The sequence below is a fragment of the Bacillus sp. JJ1773 genome, assembly GCF_036962035.1.
Taxonomy (GTDB): Bacteria; Bacillota; Bacilli; order Bacillales; family Cytobacillaceae; genus Cytobacillus.
On sequence record NZ_JBALNX010000064.1, the window covers coordinates 1 to 11,483 of the forward strand.

An 11,483-nucleotide genomic window follows, 5' to 3' on the forward strand; every position below is an offset into this window, starting at 1 on the left:
AAATATAACTAGCAGGTTATTTAATATTAACGAAAGTGATTTTGTAACACATAAAAATTAGGAATTTTCATTTATAATTAAGGAAATATATGATAAAATTTTATAAAGATTAACATTAATTTAGGTTATTATTAATATACAAACACATTTTATTCTGGAGGTGAAATTAATGATTGAGCATGCAAGCCAGAAGCAATTATGTAATAAAGTTGAACAATCTTATCACCTGATTAGCAAAAAGTGGATAGGGCTTATTATCCACACACTGATGGAAGAACCAAAAAGATTTAGTGAAATCCACGCCTATATTCCTGATTTAAGTAAACGCGTGCTAAATGAACGCATGAAAGAACTTGAAGAAGATGGACTCGTGATTAGGAATGTGATCACCGACCGCCCTGTTAGGACAGAATACTCCTTAACTAGAAAGGGGACTGAATTGGGAAAAGCACTTCTTACAATTGAAACTTGGGCTGAAAAGTGGCTATAATCATTATTGTAATCTTTCCTTATCTAGTACTCCATCATTTTTCTTCCAATCAAAAGGGGCTATAAACAGTGAAATCCCCCTGTTATAACCCCTTTTTTTATATGATAGATCTTACAACCTGCAGTTAAATACTTTCCAACTTACCCGTTTCTTTTACTTTTGGACCTTCTTTAAAGAACATCATTAGCACAAACCCTACAGCAAGAACAATGACCGCTGAGTAAAATCCCGTAGCCATGCTGCCTGTTTTATCAGCAAGAAACCCAACAAACCAAGGGGCGATAATCGACGACATCATACCCATAAAATTAAAGAGACTGAAGGCAAGCCCATACGCTGATTTATCAACATTTTCGGAAACAGATGCAATCAGAAGCGGATCTAGCGCAATCTTACCAAAAAATCCATAAACCAATAATGCTGTGATCAATAATGCGGTATCATGAACATAGACAGTTGCCCACAATGCAATCGCTGCAATTGGAATCAGCACAAATGCGAAAGGCTTCTTCCTGCCTAAGCGATCCGAAATATAACTTGCGATAAGCGCCCCTGGTATCGAAGCCAATGGAACTAGGGCCGATATCAAACCAACTTGACTGCCGTGGAAACCTCTTTCGGTTTCCAAAAACTTCGGCAACCATGTGACAACGACTGTAAAGCCGTAAATAGAACAAAATAAGACTAGAAAGGTAATTAAGAGATTGCGGTTTTTAAGTAAAGATAAAACCGAAACTTTTTCTCCTTTATTAGGCGACTTCTCTAGTAATTTACTTTCATTCGATGCCTTATCTGGATTTTTTTCTTTTACTAATACCGAAATAAGGATTCCGACAAGAACCGTAAGCACACCGAAGATATAAAATGGAACGCTCCAACTCATACCCTTTTCTAAAACTAATGTGCTAGATAAGATAAAACCTAAAGCAACCCCTAACCCTGATCCGCTGTTAATAATTGCACTGCCTACAGTTCTGCGTTTTTCTGGAATTGCTTCAGATGATAGGGCAAATTGGGGACCATAATATGTTGCTGAAGAAAGTCCCGCAATAGCACGAGCTACCAAAAAGCCTGTGAAGCCAGCCATGAGGCCACTGATGCCTGTCAAAATCCCATATAAAATAAACCCGATGACGAGCAACTTTTTCCTGCCAAATTTATCACTGAAAGCTCCTGCAGGAATTTGAGCGATCGTGTAAGTCAGAAAGAAAATACTATTTACCAGTCCAAGCTGGCTGTTATTCAGGTTATACTCTAAGCCAATATTCCCTAAAATAGGATTCAAAAAATATTTATTAGCATTGATGAACATCCATCCTAACGTGAATGCAAAAACCACTTTCCACCAATATGGAATCATAAATTTCTTGCTCTTTTGCCCTTCATGATGTATTGCCATTGGTGCCATAATAACAACTCCCCTTCATTTTAATTATTACTGCAGGGGAGTTAAGTAATAAAAAACCATTCCCCTACATTTTTATTTTTTTATTGGTTCGCCATTTTCGAACACTACTTTACCACCAACAATTGTTGTCTTCACTTTCCCTTTAAATGTCATACCGACATAAGGTGAGTGCTGATGACGGTAAAACAAATCTTCCTTCTTTAGTTCAAAGCTTTCATTCAAATTGACAATTGCCAAATCCGCATCATAATCAACTGCAATTGTTCCTTTAGTTGAAAGTCCGAACAATTTTGCTGGGTTTGCAGCAGTTAATTCTACAATTTTTTCTAATGGGAGATTTCGTTTAAAATGCCCTTCAGTCAACATGATATTCAATGTAGACTGAGCTCCAGAAATACCTCCCCATCCTTCAAAAAAGTTGTCTGTTATTGTTTTCATAGATGCCGGTGCTGGCGAATGATCAGATGCGATGACGTTAATTTCTCCGTTAGCAACTGCCGTCCATAAATCTTCAACTTCTTCTTCATCTCTCAATGGAGGTGCACATTTCGCCAATGCTCTTTTTTCCTCTAAATCTTTTACTGTCAACGATAAATAATGCGGGCATGTTTCAACTGTTACATTTACGCCTCTTTGTTTTGCATCGTTAATCACTTCGACTACTTTTCTGCTGCTTGCATGGACAATATGAAGTTTACATCCAGTTGCTTCTGCATAGGAAATAATTCTTCTAACTGCTTCAATTTCAGAAATAATCGGTCGCGATTCAACAAAATCTCTTGCTGCTGTTTTGCCTTGACTTTGTTTTTCTTGTGCAAGCTGTTCAGTAATAACTGTACTTTCAGCATGAACAGCTAAAATAGAACCTAAGGATGCAATCTCTTTCATCCCCTTATAAATGGTTTCATCATCAACATTATTGAAATCCACAATTCCACTTGGTGACATAAATGCCTTAAATCCGATTACGCCATTTTCATGAAGATCCTTTAAATCGTCAATATTTTCTGGTACAAGTCCGCCCCAGAAACGAGGATTAACGATTGACTTTTCATCGGCAGCAGTGCTCTTCAGCTCTAAATTTGCTTTATTAATTGTCGGAGGCGTACTATTCAACGGCATATCAAAGAATGTTGTAACTCCTCCGGCAGCTAAGCTTCTGCTTCCTGTCTCTAGTCCTTCCCACTCTGTTCTGCCTGGTTCGTTAAAATGGACATGTGTGTCAATTAAACCTGGCAGGATATGAAGTCCTTGTGCGTCAATCTCATTAACTGCTGTTGCCTCTATTGACTTGCCAATTGAGACTTCCTTAATTTTCCCTTCCTTAATTCCTATATCCCCTTGAACAATTGAATCTGCAGTAACGATCGTCCCGTTTTTAATAACTAAATCGTATTTAACCATGTTTCTTTCCCCCATTTTTTCCATTACCTTTGCCGATTTTTCAGCAAGGATAAAAATTTTTTATTGATCCCTTGGATTAATTATTTAGCAGAAATAAGCTTACCTACAGGAGCTCCTACAATCCCTTTTTCTAAATCGAAAACGACGTTTCCACGAACAATTGTTTTTGTCACACGACAGTCAATTTTTCTGCCTTCATATGCACTATGTTTGTTTTTGTAGTAAAGGTCTTCTCTTTTAACAACATATGATTGGTTAGGATCCACCAAAATAATATCCGCATCTTTCGAAACGGCAATTTCACCTTTATTTGACAAATTGAATCGTTCAGCCGGATTAGCAGCAATTAAATCAACAAACTTCTGTACTGGTAATCCACGTTGTTTTACAGCTAAATCAAACATTAGGTCAACATTATTTTGTGCTCCGCTAATTCCGCCCCATGCTTCCCAAAGATTTCCTTGCTTTAAGTCCTCAGTACAAGGCGAATGGTCAGATGTTAGCCAGTCGATATTCCCGTTAAGAAGCTCGTCCCATAATTTTGCTTGTTCTTCTGCTTTTCTAATTGGAGGCTGACATTTTGCTCTAGGACCAATTTCATCAACTTGTTCGGCAGTAAAGGCAAAATAGTGTGGGCAAGATTCAACTGTTACATCTACACCTTCTCTACGAGCTTGTAAAATAGCTTGAACAGCCTCTGAAGTACTAATGTGAACTAAATGTAATTTACAACCAGTTTCTTTAGCAAAAAGGATCGCACGCTGAACAGCTTCCACTTCTGTAAAAACAGGGCGTGATTCCGCATATTCTACTCCAGAATTCTTGCCTGCTTTAGCAAATTCTTTAGCAAGCCCTGATGTAACCGATGGATTTTCCGCATGAATGCATAGCAACTGATCTAATTCCGCTAATTTTTCCATACCTTTATATAATGTGTAATCATCCACATTCGTGAAATCTCCAGGAACATCGCTCGTGATATCAGATAAGAAGCATTTAAAAGCAAGAACACCTGCATCTGCTAGTTCTTCCAACTCGTCTAGGTTCTCTGGCACGAGACCGCCATAGAAAGCATAATCAACATAGTTTTGATTGCTTGCAGCTTCAAGTTTTAAGTCTAGAGCCTCTTTATTAATTGTTGCCGGGAGTGCGTTTAATGGCATCTCCACGTAACTTGTCGTTCCACCTGCCGCTAATGCTTTCGATCCTGTTTCAAAGCCTTCCCATTCTGTACGGCCTGGTTCACTGATGTGAACATGGGTATCAATCATTCCTGGCATGACATACTGTCCATTCGCTTCAATAATTTCTTTTGCATCTTCAGTAATTTGCTCCGCAATGCATGAAATTTTTTCGTTTTTTATGCCAATATCAACTTTACGAACACCATCCCGGAAGACAACATTTCCACCTTTAATTAGTAAATCAAATGTCATTATAAAAACCCCTTTCGATAAAAATAAAATTTATACCCACCGTCAAAATTGCCTATTTTTTGACATTCCCCTAGCCGCATTTCTTTAAAAATTGCCGCTAACACCCTAGTTTATATAGATAAACCCTTATTTCTAGCTACTTTTCTTCATTCAATTTCATCTGTTTTGAAAACTTAACAGCTTTACTATTAGGTAACTCAAGTAAAGCGTAAATAATAAAAGCAGAAATAATTCCTACAAACCACGAAATATCAGAAAGCGGTTTAAAGATTGGAACGAAATTCCCGATTAAGGAAAGCACGCCAGCAACAGTTAATGTAATAATGGCGTTCACATTAAAACCATTTTTATAATTGTATTTACCGTTTTTGGAATACAATTCGCTCAAGTCTATTTCTGTTTTTGTAACTACAAAATAATGAGCTAGCATGATACCCGTGATTGGAGCTAATAGGCCGCCGATCATATTTAAGAATGTAAAAATACTCGTCGCGTTCTCCATAAGTTTCCAAGGCATGACAACAATTCCTAATACAGCCGCGATTGTTGCTCCCGACTTAAAAGTTAGTTTTTTCGGGAATAGTGATGCTAGTTGGTAACCTGCAGGAACAATATTACCTGTTACGTTCACCGATAATGTTGTTAAAGCTAGTGTAAGAACAGATATTGCTATTGCAAAAGAACTATCAAATCGGGCAACTACATCAAGTACATTCCAAATTGGTGTACCAAAGGCAATTTCAGAGCCTACAATAATCGAAATACTTGCGATGGCAAACAATAAATAGGTCACAACTAAACCTAATGTTTGGCCAATAGCCTGATCCTTCGTAGAGCGAGCCAATCTTGTGAAGTCAGATACATTTACAATTGGAGCTGCCCAAGCAGCAATTATTACAGTAATAGCTGCTAAAAAGACAATTACTTTGTTTCCGCTGACTCCTGCACCTGTATAAGCTAAGATCGGGCCAACGCCGCCAGCTAATTTAATTGCCCAAATCGCCATACCGCCAAAAACTATATAAACAAGTGGAGAAAGGATATTTGTAAATTTACTTAATAACCCCATTCCTCCATAAATTAAAGCAACATTGAATAACCAGAATAATAGAAACGAAATTAACGCTGGCAACGACAATCCTAAAAGATTCCAATCCCCGCCTAACGTTAAATACGTTGGCCAAAGCTTTCCGATTAGAATTGATAACGCTTGACTTCCTGCATATGTTTGAAATCCAAACCACATGATTGCGCTAATAACACCTCTTAGCACACCTGCAATCATTGCACCCTTAGTACCAAACGATGTGCGTAAGAACATTGAGAATGGTAACCCGTATTTTGATCCAGCATGACCGTTAAAAACCAGTGCTGCTGCTAGTATGATTGACGCAAATATAATTGCGGCGAATACTTGTCCTGCTGACATCCCTAAGGCAAAAAGTCCACCAATGGCAATATAGTTAGGGATATTGTGAACGGATCCCATCCATATTGTTGCATAATTTCCGATCTTCCAATTTCTATCTTCTGGCTTCGGCGGCAACACGTCTTCGCTAAAACCAGCTGCTTTTAATTGTTCACGATTGATTTTTGTCATTTTTAACCCTCCTTGATTATGTGGAATTTACATTTTGATCACTAATCTATTAGTCAATCTACTAAATGTGCTGTTTTATTTGTTAAAATACTTATTCTTAATACCTCCCTTTTTAAATCACTAGGTTACTAATTGTAACAAGTAAACTTAATATACACATACTATACCGTTGTTCACAATACGTCAACAAAAATGTGTCTATTTTGTGAAAATCTTTTAAAACCATTTAAAACAATAGCTTTATGCTAAAGTAAAAATAGATTTTTTTTAAAAACAATAATATAAACACTTTTTACTAAAAGTATATTAGTGATAATTTATGCAAGTAAAAATAAATTTAAAATGAGGTAAATGAAAAAGGAGTAAAATCTAAATTTAGATTTTACTCCTTTTCGATATGTTAAATTGTTTCGATACCACATCTCGTTATTTTGTCAGTTTTTAAGATTTACATAAAAAGAAGCCCTTCCCAAAAAGGAAGTGCTCCCTATTAATCTGTTTTCAATTTTTTAATGTGCAATTTCTTGGAGATGTATCCTTTTGTAGGTGAAAATAAAAATACGAGTGCAAATAGAATTCCGTTCATCGTAGCCATGCTTCCTGAGATTGATACGTCCTGCCAGCTTGCCAAATAATACCCAATAATGGCTGCACCTACTCCGAAAATTGCACTTAGTAAAAGCATCGTACTTAATTTATCCGTTAATAAATAGGCAGATGCACCAGGTGCGATTAACATCGCAACAACTAAAATGGCACCAACACTATCAAAGGATGCAACTGTAGTAATTGATACCATCCCCATTAACAAGTAGTGGATCAGCAAAACTGGAATTCCAATTGCTGCAGCCATGCTCGGATCAAAGGATGTAATTTTCAATTCTTTGTAAAATAGCAGAATCATAATTAAGTCGATGATAAGCACAGCAGAGAGCATTAAAAACGCTTTTGGCAATTCTGGTAAAGGGCCCCATTGCACAAGATCCCAAGGGACAAATGTGATTTCCCCCATTAAAGCATGATCAACATCTAAATGGACATCCCCCGCATACAAGGTGATGAGGATGACCCCTACTGCAAAAAGAAAGGTGAAAACGACTCCAATTGAAGCATCCTCTTGTATCCCTGAGCTATGAAAAATTTGAACGAGAAAAGCAGTTAATAAGCCTACAACTGCCGCTCCAATTAACATATACAATCCATTCATACTTTGACTAATAATAAATGCTAACACAATGCCAAGCAGAACGGTGTGGCTGATCGCATCTGCTAGCATGGAGAGCTTACGCAAAATTAGAAAGCAGCCAGTAATTCCGCATGCAATACCAGCTAGTGAAGCAACAATTAATATCCATCCTTCGTAGCTCATGATAGGCCACTCCCTTTTTGCTGATGCAAAATTTGCTGTTCTCTAATTTGCTTGTCACGAAGTATTCTTTTTATCCATTTCGTTACTAAACCTCTTTGAGGGGCAAAAAGCATAGAAACGAGAAACAATGCTGTAGCAGTAACAACAATAAATGGTCCTGTCGCCAAGCCCTCTCTAAGTGTACTTATCAAAGTTCCAGCCATTCCAGATAAAGCCCCGAAAACACCAGAGATGACAACCATTTTCCCAAGCGATTCCGTCCAATATCGTGCAGCAATTGCTGGTGTGATTAATAACGCAGCCATTAGAATTACACCGACTGCCTGTATGCCAATCACAACAGCTGCTACTAATAATGTCAGAAAGAGGAAATTCAAGAAACGAGATGGAAGCCCTAATCCTATTGCGAATTCTGGATCAAAGGTTAATACTTTTAACTCTTTAAAAAGTAAGGCCGTTACTAAAATTAAGACAGCAGCCGTACTAGCCATTATCTTGACATCATTTCCTACTAGCGAGGCCGCCTGGCCAAAAATAAAATCACTAAGCCCGCTCTTATTTCCAGATGATGATTGGGCCACCTTTGTTAATAATACAATCCCAAATCCAAAAAACACCGACAAGACTAAACAAATAGCCGCATCCTCTTTTAAAATAGAGGCAGATGTAATAAATTGAATACAATAAGCTGCTAGGAGGCCTGTGATCGTTGCACCAATTAAAAGTGCAATAAGTGATTTCTCTCCTATAAGTAAAAAAGCAATACATATTCCTGGCAAAGCAGCGTGCGCGACCGCATCCCCTATCAAACTTTGTTTCCTTAGGAGTGCAATGCTCCCAAGGACACCGCTCGCAATGCCTAAAAGCATCGTACCGAGTAATACCCACTGTGTATTTGCATCAAACAGGAGCAGTCTTAGCATGTCGTTCATTTGAATCACCTCCGCTGCGTTTCCGCCATTATTTGACCCTTCTCTAAGAACGTCAGCTTTCCGCCATATGTTCGATGAAGATTTTCAATTGTAAATGTTTCTTCTGTTGGTCCCGCAGCAATTACATTTATATTCAATAGAATGACATGGTCAAAATAATCCTTTACTGTCTGTAAATCATGGTGAACAACAAGAACTGTCTTTCCCTGATTTTTCAAATCATTCAAAAGATCAATAATGGCTCTTTCGGTAGCTGCATCCACCCCAACAAACGGTTCATCCATAAAATATATTTTTGCATCTTGAGCAAGAGCTCTAGCAAGGAAAACTCTTTGCTGCTGTCCCCCTGATAACTGGCTTATTTGCCGGTCAGCATACTCTTCCATGCCGACCTTCTGTAAACATTCTTTTGCATACTCAACGTCTTTTTTTCCTGGCCTTTTAAACCAGCCAATATGTCCATAGCGCCCCATTAAAACAACGTCAAGTGCATTAGTAGGAAAATCCCAATCAACAGATCCCCTCTGAGGGACATACCCAACAACCCTTTCTTTTGGACTGTATGGTTTTCCATAAATTTCTACGTTTCCCGATGTTTTTGGTATTAACCCTAGCACTGCTTTAATCAATGTTGATTTGCCTGCCCCATTGGGACCGATAATACCAATTAACTTTCCTTCCGGCACATCAAATTGAACATCTTCTAAAACAGGTTTCTTTTGATAAGCAACGGTTAAATTTTCCACTTTGACCGGATTCATGACCTCACCTACTTCAATGAATTTACAATTGTATTTACATTATGTTTATACATTCCAATATAGGTACCTTCTTCGGTTCCTTCTTCTCCCATAGCATCTGAGTAAAGCTCTCCCCCAATTTTCACATCATGGCCTTTTTTCTTTGCCCCTTCAATTACCGCATTAATAGAGCGTTCGGAAATACTTGACTCAATAAACACTGCTTTTATATTTCTTGTAACCAATAATTCTACTATTTTTTGAACATCTCCAAGGCCATATTCCGCATCTGTGCTTAAACCTTGTAAACCTTCTACTTCCATATTGTAAGCTGCACCAAAATATCCAAATGCATCATGTGCTGTCACAAGGACTCTTTGTTCGGAAGGAATTTTCTCCATTTCTGCAGCAGCAAACTCTTTTAACTCTTTTAATTTATTAAAATATTCTTGGGCATTTTTTTCATAGTAAGCTTTATTGTCAGGGTCTGCTTCGATAAGACCCTTTTCCACTTCCTTTAATGCTCCCGTCCATAAATCAATATCAAACCAAATATGTGGATCTATGGCACCTTTTCCATCTGCCTTTAATAATAGTTCTTCTTCCTTGAGCGATTCACCGATCGCATAAGTGGGTTTATCTTTATTCATTTTCTCGAGGACATCGAGCATTTTTCCTTCTAAATGAAGCCCGTTATAAAAGATCACATCTGCTTTTTGCAGCTTCCCAATATCCCCTTGTGTAGCTTTATAAAGGTGAGGATCAGTTCCTGGCCCCATCAGGCTTTGTACGTCCACCTTGTCACCGCCGATATTTTTTACCGCATCAGCTATTTGGCTAATCGTTGTTGTAACAACGAGCTTTTCACCACGTTGATATCCATTTGAAGAGTCAGATGAACAAGCGCCAAGAATAAATAATGATAATACAAGCAGCATCCCTAATAATTTTTTCATCAATCGTCACCTCTTTTAATTGAGTGTATGCACGTTTATTCAATAAGTGCACATATTTTTGGTATATACATTAATTTTTCATCAATATATAAATGTTGCCTTAGTACAACATTTTAAACCCAATCATAAAATTGTCAATTATTTTTCCAAAAAAAAAACGGCTTTCGCCGAAATTATTTTTATTTATACGGTTTAATTGTAAAATTTTCTTGAATATACCATCTATCTTTACTGACAATATTAGATACCGTTAATATGAGGGAAGGGATTTTCTCTACATTAAATACGATTAAACCAATCTGATCATTCATAATGATGAAAGACTCTCCATGAGGAAATGATGGGAGCTGTTTGCCCAGGTGTGCAATAGAGCTTACGATAATTTGTTTTATTCCCAGCTCTATTTGGACATGGGGAGAGAATCTTAATATCCAATCATCTTTATCAATCGAAAATCGGTACATGATCTCACCCTCTTTTGAAAGATAGCTTAATTAATAATAGATATGATTTAAGATTGATATTATGAATTAGTGAAAAGTTTTTTTGTTTTTAAAAAAACTTTATTCAAAATAGCAATATGAATATTTATCAATTTCAGGAATATTTCAAATATTTGATAGTTTTTATGAAATTACCCTTAATTTCCTTGACTGAATCGGTACATTCGTGTATATTAAAATCATCATTTAACAGAATATATTTCCGTTATTTCTAGAAATATCTGCTTTGTATTTTGTTGGGTGGTAATATTTATCTTGGACACAAAAAGTGTCTTGAAAGGCTTAGGAGGCAAAGTTAACATGCAAAACGGTAAAGTAAAATGGTTCAACAATGAAAAAGGATTCGGTTTTATCGAAGTAGAAGGCGGAGATGATGTATTCGTACACTTCACAGCTATTCAAGGTGACGGATTCAAATCTTTAGAAGAAGGCCAAGAAGTTTCTTTCGAAATCGTTGAAGGAAACCGCGGACCTCAAGCAGCAAACGTTGTAAAACTATAATCTTATAAATAATCAGGCTGGCAAACATTTTGCCAGCCTTTATTTATCGCAGATTAACGGGCTGTAAGACCCCTACTTCAAAAAGTTGTGTAAACCAAAAAATTCCCAAATGGAGGGATCAACAGCCCGTAAAAGCCCGATTAT

Annotated in this window: 11 protein-coding genes; 2 read left to right on the forward strand and 9 right to left on the reverse strand. The window is 37.2% G+C overall.

Annotated elements, in window-relative coordinates:
• Window positions 1-169 precede the first annotated feature (169 nt).
• Window positions 170-490, forward strand: coding sequence for a winged helix-turn-helix transcriptional regulator (locus tag V7127_RS18540; RefSeq protein WP_335488487.1), 321 nt, complete (start codon window positions 170-172; stop codon window positions 488-490).
• A gap of 124 nt (window positions 491-614) precedes the next feature.
• On the opposite strand, the gene V7127_RS18545 is transcribed toward V7127_RS18540, so the two are convergent.
• The 9 genes from V7127_RS18545 to V7127_RS18585 all read right to left on the reverse strand — a co-directional run bounded on the left by V7127_RS18545 (window position 615) and on the right by V7127_RS18585 (window position 10,799).
• The gene (locus tag V7127_RS18545) at window positions 615-1,898 is read right to left on the reverse strand and encodes an MFS transporter (RefSeq protein ID WP_335488490.1); all 1,284 of its coding nucleotides are present in this window, start codon (window positions 1,896-1,898) and stop codon (window positions 615-617) included.
• A gap of 72 nt (window positions 1,899-1,970) precedes the next feature.
• Window positions 1,971-3,302, reverse strand: coding sequence for an allantoinase (locus V7127_RS18550; protein ID WP_335488493.1), 1,332 nt, complete (start codon window positions 3,300-3,302; stop codon window positions 1,971-1,973).
• Between the two features lie 80 nt (window positions 3,303-3,382).
• The gene (allB, locus tag V7127_RS18555; protein ID WP_335488495.1) at window positions 3,383-4,738 is read right to left on the reverse strand and encodes an allantoinase AllB; all 1,356 of its coding nucleotides are present in this window, start codon (window positions 4,736-4,738) and stop codon (window positions 3,383-3,385) included.
• Window positions 4,739-4,874: 136 nt separating this feature from the next.
• Window positions 4,875-6,338, reverse strand: a complete 1,464-nt coding sequence (gene allW / locus V7127_RS18560; protein ID WP_335488498.1) for an allantoin permease — start codon at window positions 6,336-6,338, stop codon at window positions 4,875-4,877.
• Between the two features lie 490 nt (window positions 6,339-6,828).
• Window positions 6,829-7,707, reverse strand: coding sequence for a metal ABC transporter permease (locus tag V7127_RS18565; protein ID WP_335488501.1), 879 nt, complete (start codon window positions 7,705-7,707; stop codon window positions 6,829-6,831).
• Window positions 7,704-8,639 carry a metal ABC transporter permease gene (locus V7127_RS18570; RefSeq protein WP_438824035.1) on the reverse strand — a complete coding sequence of 312 codons (936 nt, stop codon included), beginning with the start codon at window positions 8,637-8,639 and terminating at the stop codon, window positions 7,704-7,706. The genes V7127_RS18565 and V7127_RS18570 overlap by 4 nt, the downstream gene beginning before the upstream one ends.
• A gap of 5 nt (window positions 8,640-8,644) precedes the next feature.
• Window positions 8,645-9,400 (reverse strand): metal ABC transporter ATP-binding protein, encoded by a 756-nt coding sequence (locus V7127_RS18575; protein WP_335488503.1) that lies wholly within the window; start codon window positions 9,398-9,400, stop codon window positions 8,645-8,647.
• A gap of 8 nt (window positions 9,401-9,408) precedes the next feature.
• The gene (locus V7127_RS18580) at window positions 9,409-10,335 is read right to left on the reverse strand and encodes a metal ABC transporter solute-binding protein, Zn/Mn family (RefSeq protein WP_335488506.1); all 927 of its coding nucleotides are present in this window, start codon (window positions 10,333-10,335) and stop codon (window positions 9,409-9,411) included.
• A gap of 179 nt (window positions 10,336-10,514) precedes the next feature.
• A complete protein-coding gene (locus tag V7127_RS18585; protein WP_335488509.1) occupies window positions 10,515-10,799 on the reverse strand; it encodes a hypothetical protein in 285 nt (94 codons plus the stop codon).
• 339 nt (window positions 10,800-11,138) lie between these two features.
• On the opposite strand from V7127_RS18585, the gene cspD reads away from it, so the two are divergent.
• Entirely contained in the window at window positions 11,139-11,339 is a 201-nt protein-coding gene (gene cspD, locus V7127_RS18590) for a cold-shock protein CspD (RefSeq protein WP_009791749.1), read from the forward strand.
• The last annotated feature ends 144 nt before the right edge of the window (window positions 11,340-11,483 follow it).

Coding starts and splice junctions, on each gene's coding strand:
- V7127_RS18540 (WP_335488487.1), top strand. CDS start 170: ATGATTGAGCATGCAAGCCAGAAGCAATTATGTAATAAAGTTGAACAA.
- V7127_RS18545 (WP_335488490.1), bottom strand. CDS start 1,898: ATGGCACCAATGGCAATACATCATGAAGGGCAAAAGAGCAAGAAATTT.
- V7127_RS18550 (WP_335488493.1), bottom strand. CDS start 3,302: ATGGTTAAATACGATTTAGTTATTAAAAACGGGACGATCGTTACTGCA.
- allB (WP_335488495.1), bottom strand. CDS start 4,738: ATGACATTTGATTTACTAATTAAAGGTGGAAATGTTGTCTTCCGGGAT.
- allW (WP_335488498.1), bottom strand. CDS start 6,338: ATGACAAAAATCAATCGTGAACAATTAAAAGCAGCTGGTTTTAGCGAA.
- V7127_RS18565 (WP_335488501.1), bottom strand. CDS start 7,707: ATGAGCTACGAAGGATGGATATTAATTGTTGCTTCACTAGCTGGTATT.
- V7127_RS18570 (WP_438824035.1), bottom strand. CDS start 8,639: ATGAACGACATGCTAAGACTGCTCCTGTTTGATGCAAATACACAGTGG.
- V7127_RS18575 (WP_335488503.1), bottom strand. CDS start 9,400: ATGAATCCGGTCAAAGTGGAAAATTTAACCGTTGCTTATCAAAAGAAA.
- V7127_RS18580 (WP_335488506.1), bottom strand. CDS start 10,335: ATGAAAAAATTATTAGGGATGCTGCTTGTATTATCATTATTTATTCTT.
- V7127_RS18585 (WP_335488509.1), bottom strand. CDS start 10,799: ATGTACCGATTTTCGATTGATAAAGATGATTGGATATTAAGATTCTCT.
- cspD (WP_009791749.1), top strand. CDS start 11,139: ATGCAAAACGGTAAAGTAAAATGGTTCAACAATGAAAAAGGATTCGGT.